This is a genomic window from Acidovorax bellezanensis (assembly GCF_025421555.1).
In the GTDB taxonomy this organism is placed as follows: domain Bacteria; phylum Pseudomonadota; class Gammaproteobacteria; order Burkholderiales; family Burkholderiaceae_C; genus Comamonas; species Comamonas bellezanensis.
On record NZ_JAODYH010000001.1, the window covers coordinates 204,191 to 223,592 of the forward strand.

12 protein-coding genes are annotated in these 19,402 nt (G+C 66.3%); 4 read left to right on the forward strand and 8 right to left on the reverse strand.

All coding sequences use genetic code 11. The features are described from left to right. Positions 1-22: 22 nt before the first annotated feature. The 8 genes from N0K08_RS00905 to N0K08_RS00940 all read right to left on the reverse strand — a co-directional run bounded on the left by N0K08_RS00905 (position 23) and on the right by N0K08_RS00940 (position 15,152). Complete coding sequence (locus tag N0K08_RS00905; protein ID WP_261498108.1) at positions 23-3,196, reverse strand: CusA/CzcA family heavy metal efflux RND transporter; 3,174 nt, start codon at positions 3,194-3,196, stop codon at positions 23-25. Between the two features lie 15 nt (positions 3,197-3,211). Further along, on the reverse strand, positions 3,212-4,513 hold the full coding sequence (locus tag N0K08_RS00910; protein ID WP_261498109.1) for an efflux RND transporter periplasmic adaptor subunit: 1,302 nt from the start codon (positions 4,511-4,513) through the stop codon (positions 3,212-3,214). A gap of 2 nt (positions 4,514-4,515) precedes the next feature. Further along, positions 4,516-5,682, reverse strand: coding sequence for a TolC family protein (locus N0K08_RS00915; RefSeq protein ID WP_261498110.1), 1,167 nt, complete (start codon positions 5,680-5,682; stop codon positions 4,516-4,518). Between the two features lie 329 nt (positions 5,683-6,011). Further along, positions 6,012-6,371 (reverse strand): cation efflux protein, CzcI family, encoded by a 360-nt coding sequence (gene czcI, locus N0K08_RS23280; RefSeq protein WP_408642883.1) that lies wholly within the window; start codon positions 6,369-6,371, stop codon positions 6,012-6,014. A 52-nt stretch (positions 6,372-6,423) separates the two neighbouring features. Then, a complete protein-coding gene (locus N0K08_RS00925) occupies positions 6,424-12,267 on the reverse strand; it encodes a YDG domain-containing protein (protein ID WP_261498112.1) in 5,844 nt (1,947 codons plus the stop codon). 92 nt (positions 12,268-12,359) lie between these two features. Beyond that, positions 12,360-14,072, reverse strand: coding sequence for a ShlB/FhaC/HecB family hemolysin secretion/activation protein (locus tag N0K08_RS00930; protein ID WP_261498113.1), 1,713 nt, complete (start codon positions 14,070-14,072; stop codon positions 12,360-12,362). 172 nt (positions 14,073-14,244) lie between these two features. Then, positions 14,245-14,538 carry a hypothetical protein gene (locus tag N0K08_RS00935; RefSeq protein WP_261498114.1) on the reverse strand — a complete coding sequence of 98 codons (294 nt, stop codon included), beginning with the start codon at positions 14,536-14,538 and terminating at the stop codon, positions 14,245-14,247. After that, positions 14,499-15,152: a GLUG motif-containing protein gene (locus N0K08_RS00940; RefSeq protein WP_261498115.1), complete on the reverse strand. Its 654-nt coding sequence runs from the start codon at positions 15,150-15,152 to the stop codon at positions 14,499-14,501. Before N0K08_RS00940 ends, N0K08_RS00935 begins: the two co-directional genes overlap by 40 nt. Before the next feature lie 408 nt (positions 15,153-15,560). Between N0K08_RS00940 and N0K08_RS00945 the strand changes: the two genes are divergently transcribed. From N0K08_RS00945 to N0K08_RS00960, 4 genes are all read left to right on the forward strand, one after another. Beyond that, complete coding sequence (locus N0K08_RS00945) at positions 15,561-16,571, forward strand: thiamine pyrophosphate-dependent dehydrogenase E1 component subunit alpha (RefSeq protein ID WP_261498116.1); 1,011 nt, start codon at positions 15,561-15,563, stop codon at positions 16,569-16,571. Next, the gene (locus N0K08_RS00950; RefSeq protein ID WP_261498117.1) at positions 16,568-17,596 is read left to right on the forward strand and encodes an alpha-ketoacid dehydrogenase subunit beta; all 1,029 of its coding nucleotides are present in this window, start codon (positions 16,568-16,570) and stop codon (positions 17,594-17,596) included. The genes N0K08_RS00945 and N0K08_RS00950 overlap by 4 nt, the downstream gene beginning before the upstream one ends. 88 nt (positions 17,597-17,684) lie before the next feature. Further along, complete coding sequence (locus N0K08_RS00955) at positions 17,685-18,197, forward strand: dihydrofolate reductase (RefSeq protein WP_261498118.1); 513 nt, start codon at positions 17,685-17,687, stop codon at positions 18,195-18,197. A gap of 134 nt (positions 18,198-18,331) precedes the next feature. Further along, positions 18,332-19,399: a metallophosphoesterase gene (locus N0K08_RS00960; RefSeq protein ID WP_261498119.1), complete on the forward strand. Its 1,068-nt coding sequence runs from the start codon at positions 18,332-18,334 to the stop codon at positions 19,397-19,399. The last annotated feature ends 3 nt before the right edge of the window (positions 19,400-19,402 follow it).

The window sequence follows — 19,402 nt, forward strand, 5'->3', positions numbered from 1 at the left end:
CAGGGCCGTTTGCTTTTTACGCCTACAGGCGCGCGTCGGGGTGCACGGGCTCGGCCGCCGCCTCTTCCTCGTCCGGCCTGTGGGCCAGGCGGTACAGAATCGGCAGCACCAGCAGCGTGAGCAGGGTCGACGACAGAATGCCGCCAATCACCACCGTGGCCAAGGGACGCTGAACTTCAGCGCCGGTGCCGGTCGCAATCGCCATGGGAATGAAGCCCAGCGACGCGACGAGCGCCGTCATGAGCACCGGGCGCAAGCGGGTCAAGGCGCCTTCGCGGATCGCCGCATCCAGCCCCATGCCCTCTTCCCTCAGGGTGCGGATATAGGAAATCATCACCAGCCCGTTGAGCACCGCCACGCCGGACAGCGCGATGAAGCCCACGGCCGCGGAAATCGACATGGGAATGTCGCGCAGCCACAGCGCCAGAATGCCCCCGGTCAACGCAAAGGGAATGCCGGTGAAGACCAGCAAGCCATCCTTGGCATTGCCGAACATCGCGAACAACAGCACGAAGACCAGCAGCAAGGACACGGGCACCACGATTTGCAGACGCTGGGTGGCCGACTGCAGGTTCTCGAAGGTTCCGCCCCAGCTCGTCCAGTAGCCGGTAGGAATCTTGATCCCGGCCAGGCCTTGCTCGGCCTGCGCGACAAAGGAGCCCACATCGCGCCCGCGCACATTGGTGCTGACCACGATGCGGCGCTTGCCGTTCTCGCGGCTGATCTGGTTGGGGCCGGGCGCGAGCTCGAACGTCGCGACTTCCCCCAGCGGAATGAAGTGGGTCCGGGCGTCCGCACCCGCTACGGCGCGCGGCAGCGGTATGGGCAGCCGCTGCATGCCTTCAAGGTCGTTGCGCAGGTTCTCGGGCAGGCGCACCAGGATGTCGAACCGGCGGTCGCCTTCGAACAGCGTGCCGGCCTCGCGCCCGCCGATGGCAATCGCCACCGTGTCCTGGATGTCGGCCACATTCAGCCCATAGCGCGCGGCCTTCTCGCGGTCGATGTGCACGGTGAGCATGGGCAGGCCCGTGGTCTGCTCGACCTTCACTTCGGAGGCCCCCGGAATCTTCTGCAGCATGGCGGACACTTCCTCGGCGGACCGGTTCAGCACCGCCATGTCGTCGCCGAAGATCTTCACGGCGACGTCGCTGCGCACGCCCGAGATCAGCTCGTTGAAGCGCAGCTGAATGGGTTGGGAGAACTCGTAGTTGTTGCCGGGAATCTTGCCGGTGACCTCCTGGATCGCCGCCAGCAACTCGTCGCGCGTCTTGCGCGGCGCAGGCCATTCGTCCATGGGCTTGAGCATGATGTAGCCGTCGGAGATGTTGGGCGGCATCGGGTCCGAGGCGATCTCGGCCGTGCCGGTGCGGGCGAAGACGCGTTCGATCTCGGGAAACTGCGCTTTCAAGCGGGTTTCGATCTGCTGCTGCATCGCCACCGACTGGGACAGGCTGGTGCCCGGAATGCGCAGCGCCTGCACCGCGAAGTCGCCTTCGTTGAGGTTGGGCACGAACTCGCTGCCCATGCGCGTGGCGATCAATCCGCACAGGACCACGGCCACCGCGGCGATGGTCAGCACCAGCGCCTTGGCGGACATCACGCGATCGAGCAGCGGGGCATAAAGGCGCTTGGCCTGGCCCAGCAGGAAGTTCTCTTTTTCGCTGACGCGGTTGCCGATGAACAGCGCCACGGCGGCCGGAATGAAGGTCACCGACAGAATCATCGCGCCCAGCAAGGCAGCCACCACGGTGAAGGCCATGGGGTGGAACATCTTGCCCTCCACGCCGGTCAGCGCAAAGATGGGCAGGTAGACCACCATGATGATCAGCTGTCCGAACAGCAGCGGCCGGCGCGACTCCCGGGAGGCCAGAAACACTTCGTGAAAGCGCTCGGCGCGCGTCAGCGGCCGGCCATGGTGGGCCTGCGCGTGGGCCAGGCGCCGCACGCAGTTCTCCACGATCACCACCGCGCCGTCGATGATGATGCCGAAGTCCAGGGCCCCCAGACTCATCAGGTTGGCGCTGACCTTGTACTGCACCATGCCGGTGAACGTGAACAGCATGGACAAGGGAATGACCATGGCCGTGATCACGGCCGCGCGGATGTTCCCCAGAAAAAGGAACAGCACCACGATCACCAGGATGGCGCCTTCAATCAGGTTCTTCTTCACCGTATGGATGGCCTTGTCGACAAGCACCGTGCGGTCATAGACGGTCACCGCGTGCACGCCCTCGGGCAGGCTCTTGTTGATTTCCAGCATCTTCTGGCCCACGGCCTGCGACACGGTGCGGCTGTTTTCGCCGATCAGCATGAACACCGTGCCGAGCACCACTTCGCGCCCGTTGTCCGTGGCCGCGCCCGTGCGCAGTTCCCGGCCTATACCCACCTCCGCCACGTCGCGCACGCGCACCGGCACGCCGCTCGCACTGCTGAGAATCACGTTGCCTATGTCTTCCAGGGACTTCACCTGCCCCGGCGCGCGAATGAGGTATTGCTCGCCGCGCTTTTCGATATAGCCCGCGCCCACGTTGCCGTTGTTGCGCTCCAGGGCCGTGACCAGCTCCTGCAGCGTCACGCCCAGCGAAGCCAGGCGCTCGGGAATGGGCGCGATCTGGTACTCCTTGGCGAAGCCGCCCATGGAGTTGATTTCCGTCACGCCAGGCACATTGCGCAGCTGCGGCTTGATGATCCAGTCCTGGATCTCGCGCAGGTCGGTGGCCGTGTAGACCGAGCCGTCGGGTTTCTTGGCGCCGTCCTCGGCTTCCACGGTCCAGAGATAGATTTCCCCCAGGCCGGTCGAGATCGGCCCCAGGGCCGGCGTGATGCCTGCCGGCAACTTGTCCCTGGCCTCCTGGATGCGCTCGTTGACCAGCTGGCGCGCGAAATAGATGTCGGTGCCGTCCTTGAAAATCACGGTCACCTGCGACAGGCCGTAGCGCGACAGCGACCGGGTCTGCTCCAGGTTCGGCAGGCCGGCCATGACGGTCTCTATGGGATAGGTGACCCGCTGCTCCGCCTCCAGCGGCGAGTAGCCCGGCGCCTGGGTATTGATCTGCACCTGGACGTTGGTGATGTCGGGCACGGCGTCAATCGGCAGCTTCTGGTAGCTGAACACGCCCAGTGCCGCCATGGCCAGGGCCGCCAGCAACACCAGCCAGCGCTGCGCTATCGAAAATCGAATCAGTTTTTCAAACATTTTTACGTTCCGGAATCAATGTGCGTGTTCGGCAGATCCCTTGCCGAGTTCGGACTTCACGACGAAGCTGCCGGTCGCGGCATAGGGCGTGCCGGCCTTGAGGCCTTGCAGCACTTCGGTGCGCCGGCCATCGCTGCGGCCCAACTTCACGGGCTGGGCCATGAAACCGCCATCGACCTTGACGAAGACCACGGGCTGCTCCGCCACGGTCTGCACGGCATCGGTCGAAACCGTCACCGGCGCCGCCGTTTCTTCGGCCACCACGGCCACGTTCACGAACAGGCCCGGACGCCAGGCGCCCTGGGGATTGGCCAGCACCACGCGGGCCTTGGCCGTGCGCGTCTGCTCGCCGATCAAGGCGCCCACGAAAGCGATGGTTCCCGTGGCCGAGGCGTCAAACGCCGTGGCCTTGATCGTGACTTTCTCGCCCACCCGCACGAACGGCAAGTCCTTGGCCGGAACATTGATCTCCGCCCACACCTGGCTGAGGTCCGCGATGGTGAACACGGCGGAGTCTTCCTTCACGGCTTCGCCCAGGCTCAGGTGCTTCTCGATGACGATGCCGTCCAAGGGCGCGCGCAGCGCTATGCGGTTCAAGCCCGATGCCGACAAGGGGGACAGGCCCAGCGCACCCAGTTTCTGCTGGGCGTTGGCCACGGCCACTTCGGCTTCGCTCAAGGCCTGGCCGGCCTGCTGGTAGTCCTGTTGCGCCGAGACTTTCTGCTCCCACAGCGTCTTTTCGCGCTGGTAGGTGGTCCTGGCCAGCGCCAAGCGCTTCTGCGCGGTCTGCAGCTCACTGCGCTGCTCGGCCGCGGCCGGGCTGGCGAGGACGGCCAGCACCTGCCCTTTCTTGACGACCTGGCCCAGGCTGACCCCGACACTTTCCACCACGCCCGCCAAACGGGGCACGACGTGCGAAGTGCGGTCTTCATTCAGCCGGATCTCGCCCGGCAGCAGCAAGGCCGTCTGGATGTGACCCGCGGACGCCGTGTCCACGGTGATGGCCGCGGCCTGGATCTGGGCGTCGCTCAGTTCGATCAGGCCGTCTTTCTTGTCCTCGGCGCCGCCGTGCTCGGCACCCGCTTGGCCCTTGTGATCCTCATGGCCCTTTTCATCGCCATGGCCCGTTTCTGCACCATGCTCGTCGTGTTCCTTGGCCTGGCTGTCATGCCCATGGCCGTCGCTTTCGGCGGCCGCGGCTTGGGATTTTCCGCCCTGGAAAATGAAGGCCCCCGCTGCGCCCCCCAGTGCGAGGACGACGGCGATGGCGATCAGGTGTTTCTTGCTGACGCTGGATTGGCTGGTATTCATGTTCATTTTCAGTTCTGCGTTGCGACCAGGGGGGCGTCGGAGCGAGCGCCAAGCAGGCGATCGACATCGGCCGCGGCGCGATGGGCTTCGCCCAGTGCCTGGAGGTATTGGGATTTGGCGGAGAAGTAGGTGCGCTGGGCATCGAGCACCTCCAGGAAATTGAACTTGCCGTGCGCAAAGCCGATGCTTGCGGCCTCGTAAGCGGACTTCGCGCCCGGCAGAACGTCCTGCTGCTGCAGCTGGATCTGGGCCACGATCGTGGCCAGGCGCTCATGGGCCTGCGCCACTTCGCTGTGCAGGCCCACCGTGGCCACCTGCAGCTCCTCGCGCGCCTTGTCCTCGAGCCTGAGCGCTTCCAGCAGATTGCCCTGGTTGCGGTCAAACACGGGCAGCGGCACGGAGACGCCGAACAAGAGAACGTTGCGCTGCGTTTCGTTGCTGCGCTGCAGGCCGGCGCTGACGGTGACGTCCGGCACGCGCTTGCTTTGCTCCACCGCGGTCAAGGCCTGGCGCCTGTCCACTTCCATCCTCGCCAGGACAATGCGAGGCGCGGACGCCATCAGGGGCTGAAGCTCGGCAAAGCTCGGCACGGACGGCAGCGTGTCGGCCTGGCCTTCCAGCACCGTGAAAGGCGCGTCCACCGCACCCAGGAGCGCGGTCAGGCGCGAGCGTGCGTTGCGCTCTTCGCTCGCGGCCTGGGCCCACTCGACACGCATGCCGGCTTGCGCCACGCGGGCCTTGGACTCTTCGACGGGCGACACCTTGCCCGCGGCCACCCGCTTGGCGACAGCGTCCGTGGACGACTGGGCCAGCGCCACGCTGTCCCGGGCCAGCGCCAGACGCTCCTGCGCCGTCAGCACATCGAAATAGGCGGCAGCCACGTTGGCCCGCAGCGTCGCCTGCAATGCGCTGCGTTGCATCTGCGCTTGCCCGCGCGCCATTTCCGCCGCCTTGGTGCGTGCGGCACGCTTGCCGCCCAACTCGATGGGCAGGTTGAGCTGCCAGCTTTGCGTGCGCGTTCTGCTACGCGTGTCTTCCAGCGAATAGGCCAGCTCTGGATTGGGCCGCGCGCGCCCTTGCAACACCTGCCCCTCGCTCGCCTCGATTTGGCGCGTCGCGGCTGCCAGCTCAGGGTTGCCCGCCAACGCCCTGGCGACGGCCTGGGCCAGAGACAAGGGCGTTGCAGGCCTTGGGACGGCCGGTGAAAGCGCGGGCTCGCCGACGATGGGCTCTTGCGGCAGGCCCTGGGCAAAAGCGCCGCTGCAAGCCGCCAGCCAGAGGGCCGCTGCGCTCGCTGCGCGCCTGATTTTTTGGTGGCCGCACTGCGGCCTTTCTTGAACGTGAATACCCGTAAACATCCGATTCTCCAGTGATATCAAAACACGAAGGAATCGGCGGGGATGCAACCAAACAACTCATCACGCATCGCAGCCGCGACGCGCGCAACTACATCCGCCTGAGGGGCGGATACAAATGACTGAAGGAAAGAGAGATGCCCCGCCGATCAGGCGAGGACAGGCCACTGAGGGCGGTCAGGGGGCGCAGACGTGACCCCCGTCAGCCGTGCGTTGGGCTGAGCGCCCACACCCGCATCGCGGGAGCTGTCTTGCCTGGCAGGGGCGACATGCAGGGCGCTGGTGCCGGTGCCATGGCAGACCCAGCAATCGAGATCGAACTGGCCAGCGCTTTGCCCGTTCTTATCGGCGGTATCGGCCGTGCTTTGGGCCTCATGCTGATGCTCATGATGACCGACGTGCTGCACCTGGGCCGCAACGCGTTCATGCATGCAATAAGCCGCCACCGCAGACCAACTGAACTGGAAAGGGAGCAAAGCAAGCATCAAAACAGCGATCAAGCGGCGCATTTTTGGAGTCTAGCATGCGCGCTTGAGCGCTTCGTGCGGGTGACCGCGACATTCATCGCAGGCGCACAAACTCCGGCGCCACCTGCAGCATAGGCACATAGGCCGCGGTCAAGCTGCACTCTCCACCCTCCCCAACCGCTTGCCTCACCGTCTGCCCGGTGCACTCGGCATCGCCAGCGAGCGAGATCAGGGACGACCGCGCCGCGAACGAAGTGAAAGGCGACTTGACGGAAGGTGCGACAGGAGGTTCCACAGGCTGCGGGACCGCAAGCGTGACCGACAAGCTACCGTCCACATAACGAATGTCGTAATTACCCGCGTCAAAACCGTTGCCGCCTTGGACATTGCTGGCCGCAATCGCATAGCTGCCGGCGCCGGCCTGGGCCGCGCTGCCTGCGCTGGCCAGGGTCACGCTCTGCACGGTTTCTCCGGCGACCAGGCCGCCGTCGTTGGTGGAGAACTCGGTGCCGTCAAAACCCAGCACCTGGCCGCTCAGCTTGTGGGCATTGTCGGCCGCAATGGTCAGCGCGCGCGGGTCGATGCGGCCTTCCGCCCCTCTCGTGGTGACCTCGTAGTTGCCGCCGCCATTGCCGTCTTCGATGGCATAGCCTGAGTTGACCTGCAGGCCGCGCCTGCCCGCGTTGCGGCTGTCGAACGACTGGCCCAGACTGGTGATGCGGTCGCCATCGACCAGGCCTTCGATCCGCACTGCGGCATTCGAAGTCGTGCTGCCGTCATAGGTTTTGTGGTCTGTGGCGGCGGCCAGCGTCAGAGTGGCTTTTTCGATGCTTGCGCTGTGACGGGTCTCGACGACCGTGTAATTGCTCGCCAGGCCACCATTGCCGCCATTGGCCAGTCCATAGCCGACGGTGACCGTGCGTTCGCCCGCGTTCTTGCCGTCAAAGTTGCTGCTGGCGACGTTGACGCCCAGTCGCTCATCGCCCACCAGGCCTTGGAGCTGGCCGGCGTGGGCGCTGGCCGTGGTGTCGCCGTCGTAGGTCTTGCCGTCCACCGTCGTGCCCGTCACGTTCAATGCCTTGCGGGCGATGCTGGCGTCGTGCTGGGTCGCTGCGACGGTGTAATTGCTCGCCAGGCCACCGTTGCCGCCATCGGCCAGTCCATAGCCGACGGTGACCGTGCGGTCGCCCGTGTTCTTGTTATCGAAGCTGCTGCCGAGGACGCTGACGCCCAGCTGCTCATCGCCCACCAGACCTTGGAGGTGGCCTACGTGGGCCTTGGCCGTGGTGTCGCCGTCATAGGTCTTGCCGTCCACCGTCGTGCCCGTCACGCTCAATGCTTTCTGGGCAATGGTGGCCTTATGGCTGCTATCGGTGACCGTGTAGTTGCTCGCCAGGCCACCATTGCCGCCATTGGCCAGTCCATAGCCGACGGTGACCGTTTGGTCACCCGCGTTCTTGTCGTTGAAGTTGCTGTTGAGGACGCTGACGCCCAGCTGCTCATCGCCCACCAGACCTTGGAGCTGGCCTACGTGGGCCTTGGCCGTGGTGTCGCCGTCGTAAGTCTTGCCGTCCACCGTCGTGCCCGTCACGCTCAATGCTTTCTGGGCAATGGTGGCGTCGTGCTGGGTCGCTGTGACGGTGTAATTGCTCGCCAGGCCACCATTACCGCCATTGGCCAGTTCATAGCCGACGGTGACCGTTCGGTCACCCGCGTTCTTGTCGTTGAAGTTGCTGTTGAGGACGCTGACGCCCAGCCGCTCATCGCCCACCAGGCCTTCGAGCTGGCCGGCATAGGCCTTGGCCGTGGTGTCGCCGTCGTAGGTCTTTCCGTCCACCGTCGTGCCCGTCACGCTCAATGCTTTCTGGGCAATGGTGGCGTCGTGCTGGGTCGCTGTGACGGTGTAATTGCTCGCCAGGCCGCCGTTGCTGCCATTGGCCAGTTCATAGCCGACGGTGACAATGCGTTCGCCCGCATTCTTGTTGTCGAAGCTGCTGCTGAGGACGCTGACGCCCAACCGCTCATCGCCCACCAAACCTTGGAGCTGGCCGGCGTGGGCGCTGGCCGTGGTGTCGCCATCGTAGGTCTTGCCCTCCACCGTCGTGCCCGTCACGTTCAATGCCTTGCGGGCAATGCTGGCGTCGTGCTGGGTCGCTGCGACGGTGTAGTTGCTCGCCAACCCGCCGTTGGTGCCGTTGAGCAGCTCATAGCCGACGGTGACCGTTCGGTCACCCGCGTTTTTGTCGTTGAAGTTGCTGCTGGCGACGTTGACGTTCAGCCGCTCATCGCCCACTAGACCTTGGAGCTGGCCGGCGTGGGCCTTGGCCGTGGTGTCGCCGTCGTAGGTCTTGCCGTCCACCGTCGTGCCCGTCACGCTCAATGCTTTCTGGGCAATGGTGGCGTCGTGCTGGGTCGCTGTGACGGTGTAATTGCTCGCCAACCCGCCGTTGGTGCCGTTGACCAGTTCATAGCCGACGGTGACCGTGCGGTCACCCGCGTTCTTGTCGTTGAAGTTGCTGCTGGCGACGTTGACGTTCAGCCGCTCATCGCCCACCAAACCTTCGAGCTGGCCGGCATAGGCCTTGGCCGTGGTGTCGCCGTCGTAGGTCTTGCCGTCCACCGTCGTGCCCGTCACGCTCAGTGCTTTCTGGGCAATGCTGGCGTCGTGCTGGGTCGCTGTGACGGTGTAATTGCTCGCCAACCCGCCGTTGGTGCCGTTGACCAGTTCATAGCCGACGGTGACCGTGCGGCCGCCCGCATTCTTGTTGTCGAAGCTGCTGCTGAGGACGCTGACGCCCAACCGCTCATCGCCCACCAGGCCTTCGAGCTTGCCTACCTGGGCCTTGGCCGTGGTGTCGCCGTCGTAGGTCTTGCCCGCCACCGTCGTGCCCGTCACGCTCAACGTGGCTCTCCCAATGGTCAACGACAGGTCTGGAGTGCTGTTGGCATAGCTGATGTCGTAGCCCTGCTGACCGGAATGCATCCCCCCGACCTTGAGCGTTCCGTCAGCGATACTGTAAGTGCCGGCGTTTTTATCGGTGGTGGAGTAGCGCAGGCTGCCGTCCAGCGTGGAACCAGCCACATCGGTGGTGTAAGTGGCGCCTACGCTGGCGGCGCTGCCGTCATAGGTTTTTCCGGCAGTGTCGGTCGCGGTTGCGGTCACGGTCACCCCCTTCAAAAAGCTGCGCAGCAGCGGCGTGGTCGAGCCTTCGTAAATGCGCCAGGTGCGGCCGGTGCCGCCCTGATCGTCCATGTCCCAACCGGCAAAGGTGGCCAACTGCTGGAGTTCGGCAAAGGTCTTGCCCTGCACTCCTGAAAGGGAGATGCCTGAACGGTTGATGGCCACACCATCGGCATCAGTGGTGGCGTAGAAGCTGTTTTCAATGCTGCCGCCCTTGCTGTCACTCACCAGCCCGGCAGCGAAGGAGATGGAGGACGTGGCAGTCACCGCCCCGGTGGCATACGTATGGGAAAAACTGCCCCCATCCTGATAGCCAACCAGCCCGCCAGCGTAGGTGTGGGAGGGGGTGAAGTGGGAGGTGGCGGAGGCTTCTACCTTCCCAGTTGCATAGGCATTGGAAATGCTGGCCGTTCCGACGACAGCCTTGCTGTAGCCGACCAGCCCGCCAGCGTAGGAATAGGGGGTGGAGGCGGCGGCGGAGGCAGCAGAGGTAGCCGTCACAGCCCCGGTGGCATAGGCATCAGAAATGCGTCCTTCATCGAGATAGCCCACCAACCCGCCGGCGTGGGAGTAGGAGGTGTTGGCGGAGCTGGATGAATTGGAGGAGTTGGAGGCGCTGGCCTTCACAGCCCCCGAGGCATAGGCATGGGAAATGCTGTCTCCCGCGTTATAGCCAACCAGTCCGCCAGCGTAGGAGCGGGCGGAGAAGTAGGGATTGGAGGGAGAGGAGGATGCCGTCACAGCCCCGGTAGCATAGGCATCTGAAATGCTGCCCCCAGCGCTATAGCCAACCAGCCCGCCAGCGTAGGCGGAGGCCAAGGCAACGCCGGGGAAGGCATAGGAAGAGGAAGAAGAAGCCGCCACAGCCCCGCTGGCATAGGCATTGGAGATGCTGCCTCTGGCCATATAGCCGACCAACCCGCCAGCGTAGGAGGAGGAGGAGAAGGAGAAGGAGGAAGATACCGTCACAGCCCCGGTGGCATAAGCATGGGAAATGCTGCCCCCATCCTGATAGCCGACCAGCCCGCCAGCGTAGGTAACAAGGCCTTGGCTGCCGCCAGTCACACTGCCGCCTTCCAAGCCGACATTACGCAACGTAGCGTTCTCGGCATAGCCGAACAGACCGACATAACTTTCGTTACTGCGGTTGATGGTCAGGCCGTTGATGGTATGCCCCAGGCCATCAAAAGTGCCGGTAAATGCAGTGCCACCATTGCCAATCGGCACAAAGCCTTTGCCCGCGTTCCAACCCGCCGTGACACTTGCATCCACCGAGCCGCCCAGCGCGTATTTTCCGCCGAGGCCGGAATTCATGGCCTGCAAGGCATCCAGGCTGTTGATGACCGTATAGCCATGGCCGTTGACGCTGAGCAGATCGGTGCCGGCCTTCGCAAAATCCACCTGCCCGCTGACATGGAGGTTGCTCCCTGGCACGGGCACGGCGTTGGGATCGCCCGCCGTTCCGCCGTAATTCAAGGCCAGCGTGCCGTCCACATTAACGGCAATCCTGGCGTTGATATTGAGGTGGTTGTCCGCATTCAGGGTCAGCTTGTTTCTCGCATAGCTGATGTCGGCGTTGACGTGGATATCGCCTTTGTCCGCACCTGCGCCGTGGATGCCTCCGTTCGACGTGGTCACGGTCACATCGCCGTCGCCGAGCGCGGCCTCGATCGCCTTGGCCTTCACCTGGTCGATGGTCATGTCCACCGGGTCGATCAGCCAGTGGCCGCCATCGGTCAGCACTTTCAGCTGGGAGTCGATGTGCACGCCGGCCGCCGAAGTTTCGACAAAACTCGCCTGCAGCGTGCCCGCGGCATGGACTTCGCCATGCTGCATGTCGGCCAGCAGCAGGATCCGCCCGTTCTTTTGCGCCAGCGTGCGCGCCTGCACCGTGCCGCTGTTGGCGACTACGCTGGCCGACAGCGCGTCGGCGGCCCGGCCCGTCATCAGCACCTGGCCGCCGTCGGCCATGATCAACTGCTTGTTCTCGATCAGCGTCTTGACCGTGGAAGGCTCCAGCGCCACCTGCAAAAAGCCATTCGCGCCGGCCTGCAAGCCCACCCGGTCGCCGCCGGCGAGCACTACATTGCCCAGCTGGGCACGGATGATGCCTTCGTTCTTCACCGTGGGCGCGAGCAGCGCCACCAGTCCGCCGCCCTGCCCGTCGCCCGTGGCCGTGATCTCGCCCTGGTTGCTGATGCCGCCTTGCGCCGCGCTGGCACGCGTGAACTGGGCCTTGCCGGCCAGGAAATCGTCATTGCTGGTGTCCAGCGTCGAAGCCACGAGCCCGCCCACATTCACCCGGCTGCCCTGGCCGAAGACCACTCCATTGGGATTGACCAGCCAGACCTGGCCGTTGGCGCTGAGCTGGCCGTGGATCTGGCTGGCGTTGCCGGCAACGACACGGTTGAGCGCCACGGCGCTGGCATTGGGCTGGTTGAAACGCACGCTGGCAGCGCTGCCGATGTCAAAGCCCTGCCACTGCAGGATGGCCTTCTGGCTGTCCTGCTGGATATGCATCTGGCTGCCGTTCTGGGCGATTTGCGCCTGGCCCACGACCACCCGGCCGCCGGTGGGCAGGGCATGGACCGGCGGCGCCTGGGCCCAGGCCGGCAGCGCCAGCAGTGCGCCCAGCAGCGCCGCCGCGGGCGCCAGGGTTTTGGCGGTGCGGCTCTTGCCTCGGCCACGGGCGGTTTCTGGGGCGGCAACGTAGCGCTGGCTGGCGTCGTTCCACACAAGGCGATAGCTGTGGTTCATGGCGAAGCTCCTGCAACAGTTCAAAAGGCAGACCGGCGAGACCAGGGCCTGGCACGCATGGCCAGGCCTTTGGTCACCGCCGTTTCAGGGATTCAGAAAATGCGGTTCACGCTGAGCCAGCCGCGGGCGCTGCTGCCGTCGCTGTTGCGGCCCTGAGCGTTGCCCGGGTTGCCGCCCACGGGTGCGGCCACGCTGGCTGCGAGTTGCCAGCCGCTCAGGCTGCCCGTGCCGCGCCAGTTCACGCCGACCCCGGCCCCCGACAGGCTGTAGCTGTTGGGCTGCCGGCTGTCGCCGTCCCAGCCCGGCCAGAGGCGTTTGTGCTGGCGGATGCGGCCGGTGTCGTAGAAGGCCACCGCCTGCCAGCCACCGCCGAGCTCGCGTTGCAGCTCGAGCTTGAGCAACAGGCCTTGATCGCCGTCGGCTTCGTTGACGGGGTAGGCGCGCACCTGGCTGGGGCCGCCCAGCGTCATGCGCTCGGAGCTGGCCAGGTTGCCGCTGGCCGTCTGGCCCGACAGGGCGAGCTGCATTTGCCAACCGGCGCCCAGCGATTGCATGCGGCCCAGTTGCAGCGCGAGCTTGGTGTAATCACCGCGGCTGCGTGGGCCCGCGGCGTCCTGGGCCCGGTCGGCGACGATGTCTTCCATGGCCAGCCGGCCGTGCATGAGCTGCACCGCGCCCCAGGACATGCCCCCGCCCCCGAAGCCGTCACGCAGGTCGCCGTTCAGACCCAGGTTCAGGGCGTTGATGTCATGGCGGCGCAGCGCGGTGCCCAGCATGTCGTCGCGGTAGCGCCGGTGTTCATAGCCCGCCGACAGGCTCAGATTGAGCTCGCTCTGGCGCAGCAGCGGGTAGCTGAGCGTCAGCCCTGCGGTGCGGGCCTGGCCTTCGGCCTCCAGAGGCCGGTAGCTTCCGCCCAGCGTATAGCCCAGCAGCGAGCCATGGACTGCCAGGCGCAGCCCGTCGTAGCCCAGCGGCAGGCTGTAGCGCGCCACCGCGCTGCGCACGCCTTCGGAAGCCAGCAACCGGAAGCTCAGCTGGTCGCCTTTGCCCGACAGGTTGTTCAACGCCACCCCGCCCACCAGCTGGGTGCGGCCCGTGGAGCGAATGCCATGGTTGTTCAAGCCCACATCGCCGGTGACGAAGGCCGTGTCCTGCACCGTCAGCAGCAGATCGGAATGCCCTTGCTCATCCTCGCAGGCCTGGAGCAGGCCATTGGCCTGGATGCCCGGCAAATCGTTGGCCAGCAACAGGCCGCGCTCGAGCTCAGGCGCGGACAGTGGCGCTCCCGTCACCAATCGCCGAGTGATCACACGCTGCACATTGGCCGCGTTCGCACGCTGGCCGGACTGCACCGTCAGATAGCTGGTGTCGTAGCGGCCTTCAAGCACCTGGATGCGCAGGCTGCCGTCGGTCACATCCTGCTCGGGCAGATAGACGCGCGCATACCAGCCGCGTTCACGGTAGTACTGGGCCAGACGCTGGGCCGCATGCTCGAGCTCGGCCAGCGTCAGCGACTGACCAATCAAATCCTGCACCTGGGCCTGCAATTCGGCCTCGGGAATAAGGCTGTCCCCCTCGATGACCACGCGCTGCACGGTGATGCGCACCGCCTTGGCGTCCTCGGGCATGGGCTTGGCGACGCTGAGTGGCATCTGCGGCTCGGCGGCCCGGGGCGCTTGTAGGCTGCGCTCGCTTTCACGCAACAAGGCACCCGCATCGGGTACCGTCTGGGCCACGGCAGGCTGCGCCAGCAGGCACAGCAGCAGCCCCATGCGTGTCAATGGGAAGGGGGTCGGTGCACTCACAAGTCGGCTCCTTGAAAAACTGCGCAATTCACATCCACCACATAGGCGTCACGGAGTTTTCGCCTCCGTGGCATTTCTTCGGTGTGTGTAACAAGTGCACACAAATAGTTTCAAGGTTGCGTAAAAAGATGACACCCCTCGCCGGCCTCATCGTTTAGAGGCGCCGAGCGGCCTATCGCGGCAGGCGGCGCAACTGCGGCGTGCCATGGCCTTCATCGATGTGCCATACGCTGTTGCCGTCGCCCATGTGCCAACCCGCAAAGGTCGACCGCTGCTTGAGCGCATCCAGCGTCTTGCCTTGGCCGTTCGAGCGCAGTCCGCGGTTGATGGGCTGACCATCCTGGTCGGTGATGGCGTAGAAGCTGTGCTCCACCGTGCCAGTGCTGTTCATTCCCACCAGGCCGCCCACAACGGCACCCGTGGCGGTCACGGCGCCAGTGGCATAGGCATGGGAGATGAGCGCCATGCCTTCGAGGGCGTCGTTGTAGCCCACCGGCCCGCCACCGGCCCCATGGCATAGGCATTGGCGATGCGGGCCGTGCCGCGCCAGGCTTCGTTGTGCCCCACCAGGCCGCCGACGTTGCTGCCCGTGGATGTCACCGCGCCGCAGGCATAGGCGCCGGAGATGCAGGACGTGCCGCCGTAGGCCTCATGGTGCCCGACCAGGCCGCCCGCGTTGTCCAGCGATCCCTGTACCTGCGCCGTCGCATAGGCATGGGAGATGCAGGCCGCGCCGCCATCGGTCGCACCGAAGTAGCCGACCAGGCCGCCGACGCTCTCTGCGCCCTGAATGCGGCCCCCGACCAGGCCCACATTGCGCAGCGTGGCGTTCAGGGCGTAACCAAACAAGCCCACATGGTTTTCACCCGGACGGTGAATGCTCAGCCCGTCGATGCTGTGTCCCATGCCGTCGAAGCTGCCGCGGAACGCCGCGCCGGAGGTGCCGATGGGCACGAAGCCGGCGCCTCCATTCCAGTGGGCCGTGGCACGGGCATCCAACGAGGCGCCCAGCGCATAGTGGCCGCCGAGGTTGTCGGCCATGGCCTGCAAGTCTTGCAGGCTGCGAATGATGTGCGGCATGGTGGACCTCCTGAGAACCCTCCACCCAGCCTGCGCCGCGCCGCGCCCGCCCCTTGCCAGACGGCGGCGCGCGGAGGTGACATTCCCAACCCCAAACCCGCGTCCCGGTCCGGCTGGGGGCAACGCCGGGGATCAGCTGCCACAGGGCGCCGCCGCACTCGCGGCCAGCGATGCTCCCGCCGGGGAAAACCGGTATCCGCGGGCGTCGTTCCGGCGCCTGGCTCTGCCCGGCTAGGTGACATTCCCAGGGCGCAAAACCGCATCCTGTCCGCACAATGGTCAGGCCGCAGACAACGCCCTCGCGTCTTCGCGCTTCGCGCGACGGCCGCCCACAAGGAGGGCTGGCGGCACTTCTTCATCCGCTTCCTTGCCACGGACCGCCCGCCGGCCCCATGGCCTGACCGACACATGACCGACCTGCTTTCCCTGTACCGGACCATGGTCCGTATCCGCGCTTTTGAAGACGCGGCCGAACGCGCCAGCCAAGGCGGCGTGCAAATCTGGGGCCAGAGCGCCGCCGCCGATGCCGAACCCGCACTTGTCAAAGGCCCGCTGCACCTGTCCACGGGCCAGGAAGCCGTGCCCGCCGGCGTCTGCGCCCATCTGCATGCGCGCGACCTGCTCACTTCCACCCACCGCGGTCACGGCCATACGCTGGCCAAGGGCGCCGACAGCACGCGCATGATGTGCGAGCTGTTCGGCCGCGCCACGGGCTACAACAAGGGCAAGGGCGGCTCCATGCACATTGCCGATTTCTCGGTCGGCATGCTGGGCGCCAACGGTGTGGTCACCGCCGGATTGCCGATTGCCGTGGGCGCCGCGCACGCGCTCAAGCTGCGCGGCGAAGCGGCGATTGCCGTGAGCTTTTTCGGCGACGGCGCGATCAACCGCGGGCCGTTTCTCGAAGCGCTGAACTGGGCCCAGGTTTACCAGCTGCCCGTGCTGTTCGTCTGCGAGGACAACCAGATTTCCGCCACCACCCGCTCCGGTCCCATGACGGCCGGCACGCGCGCCGCGAGCGCCCGTGCCGAGTCCATGGCGATCGCCGCCACCCAGGTCGATGGCAACGACGTGCTGGCCGTGAGCGAAGCCGCGGCGCAACTGATTGCCGGCATCCGCGCCGGCAGCGGCCCACGCCTGCTGCACGCCATCACTTATCGCCACAAAGGCCATGTCTCGGTCGATCCGGCCCACTACCGCGACCCGGCCGAAGTCGCGGCAGCGCTGCTCACGGACCCGATCACCAGGGCGCGCGAAATGCTCCAGGCCAAGGGCCAGGGCGAAGCCGCCGCGCAAGTGCTGGCCCAGGCCCAGGCCGAGATCGCCGCCGCCGTGGCCGCCGCCAAGGCCGCCCCCCATCCGCCGGCCCACGAGGCCTATGAAGACATCGCCACCACCGGCCAAGGAGTCTGGGCATGAGCAGCGCCGTTTTGTCACATCCTCGCGCACCGCAGGAAACCGCCACCCTGACCCTGAGCTACGCCCAGGCCGCGGCCCTGGCCCTGTCCGAAGCCATGGAGGCTGACCGCAACGTCATCGCCATGGGCGAAGACCTGGGACGCGGCGGCGTGTTCGGCCAGTACCGCAGCGCCGACGGCCAGGCGCTGGTCGAGCGCTTCGGCCCCGACCGCATCATCGACACGCCGATTTCCGAATCCACCATCATGGGCGCCGGCGTGGGCATGGCCCTGGCCGGCCTGCGCCCCGTGGTGGAACTGCGCGTGGCCGACTTCGCGCTGTGCGCCATCGACGAGCTGGTCAACCAGGCGGCCAAGAACCGCTTCATGTTCGGCGGCCAGGGCCGCGTGCCGCTGGTGGCGCGCCTGCCCATTGGCATCTGGACCGCTTCGGCCGCCCAGCACTCGCAATCCTTCGAAGCCTGGTTTGCCCATATTCCGGGCCTGATCGTCGTGGCGCCGGCCACGCCGGCCGACAACTACGGCCTGCTGCACGCCGCGCTGGCTTCAGGCGACCCCGTGGTCTTCATGGAGCACAAGGAGCTGTGGTCCCTGCAAGGTCCGGTCACGCCCGGCCCGCAGCAGCATGTGCCCCTGGGCAAGGCGCGTTGCGTGCGCGCCGGCAGCGACATCACGCTGGTCTCCTGGTCCAAACAAGTGCATGCCGTGACGCAGGCCGCCGAATCCCTGGCCACCCTGGGCGTGAGCGCCGAAGTCATAGACCTGCGCACCATCTGGCCCTGGGACCAGCAGGCCGTGCTGGCCTCGGCCGAGCGCACCGGACGCATGCTGGTGGTACATGAAGCCATACAGGCCGCGGGCTTTGGCGGCGAAATCGCGGCCACCGTGGCCGAGCACACCTCGGCCCGCGTGGCCCGGCTGGGCGCGCCGCGCATTCCCGTGGGCTATGCCCAGTCGCTGGAAAACGAGTCGCGCATCGGCGCCGACAAGGTGGTGGCAGCGGCCCTGGCGCTGCTCAAGCGCTGAGCGCTGCGGGTGGCCAGCCACCCTGCCGGCAGACGGGGTCGCGGCTTTGCCCGACAATGGAAGGCTGTTTTTGCCTGCGACCCTGCCCATGTCCGTCCAACTGATTTACGCACGCGCCGCCAACGGCGTCATCGGCCACCACAACGCCATGCCCTGGCATCTGCCCGAGGACCTGGCCCATTTCAAGCAGCTCACGGGCGGCAATGCCGTCGTCATGGGCCGCAAGACCTGGGACTCGTTGCCCGAGCGCTTTCGCCCCCTGCCCGGGCGCAGCAACATCGTGGTCACGCGCCAGGCCGACTGGCAGGCGCCCGGTGCGCTGCGCGCCAGCAGCCTGGACGACGCCCTGGCCCTGGCGGCACAGCACAGCACCGATGTCTGGGTGATAGGCGGCGCGCAAATCTACGCCCAGGCCCTGCCCCTGGCCGATGCCGTGGAAGTCACCGAAATCGCCCAGGACTTCGCGGGCGATGCCTACGCGCCCACGCTGGGCAACGAGTGGCAGGAAGCTTCGCGCAGCGAAGCCGTGAGCCGCACCGGTCTGTCCTATGCGTTTGTGCGCTACGTGCGCGCACCCGCTGTCGCCACCGTGACAAGCTAGCGTTCTGCGACCGCCACGCGTGCCTGTCGCGCGGCCGGTTCCTCGAAATAATGGGCATTGGCGCCCAGGCGCCGGCACCGCCCGCAAGCGGTGCACGCTTCGCCCGCCTTTTTGCCCGACCGTAAAGCCACTGCATGAGTCTGATCCAACCGCTGCCGCCCGGCCCCCTGGACATCGTCGGAGATATCCATGGTGAATACCACGCCCTCGTGGCGCTGCTCGCGCAGCTGGGCTACGACCCGCAGGGCAATCATCCGCAACAGCGCCGCCTGGTGTTCGTCGGCGACTTCTGCGACCGTGGCCCCGACAGCCCGGCCGTGCTGGCCTTGGCGCGCGAGTTGGTCGGCAGCGGCCGTGCCCAGGCCGTGGCCGGCAACCACGAAATCAACCTGATGCGCGAAGACCCCAAGGATGGCTCGGGCTGGTTTTTCGACAGCCGCAGCGCATCCGATGCCGCCAAGTACGCCCCTTTTGCGCGGCCCGAAGATGCGGCCCAGCGCCACGCCATCGCCGACTTCACCGCCAGCCTGCCCGTGGCCCTGGAGCGCGACGACCTGCGTGTCATCCACGCCGCCTGGGTCGAACCACAGATCACGGCGGCACGTGCCATGCGCGCCGGCAGCCTGCGCGCGCAGTACGACCATTGGGAAGCCGTGGCCGAAGCCCACGCCAAGGCCAGTCAGCTGCGCGAGCGCCGGAAGGCCGAAGCCCAGACCTGGGCGCACAGCCTCGAAGACGCACGCTTTCGCCCGCCCTTCCTGCCCGCGCATTCCGAAAGCGAGCTCAACAAAGGCCTGGTCAACCCGCTCAAGGTGCTGACCTCCGGCCTGGAGCGGCGCTGCACCGAGCCATTCTTCGCGGGCGGCAAATGGCGCTTCGTGGAGCGCGTGGCCTGGTGGAACGAATACACCGAAGCGCCGGCCGTGGTCGTCGGCCACTACTGGCGCCGCCTGCACCCGCCCAGCGTGCCGGTGCATGGCAAGCAGGAGGAAAACCTGTTCGGCCACACCCCGCCCCTGGCCTGGCACGGCCAACGCAAGAACGTGTTCTGCGTCGACTACTCGGTGGGCGGGCGCTGGGTGGCCCGGCGCGCGGGCGAAGCCCTGGACAGCCGCTTCAACCTCGCGGCCCTGCGCTGGCCCGAGCGCACCTTGATGTTCGAGGATGGGCGCGAGATGGCGACACAGGACTTCGGCATCTGACGC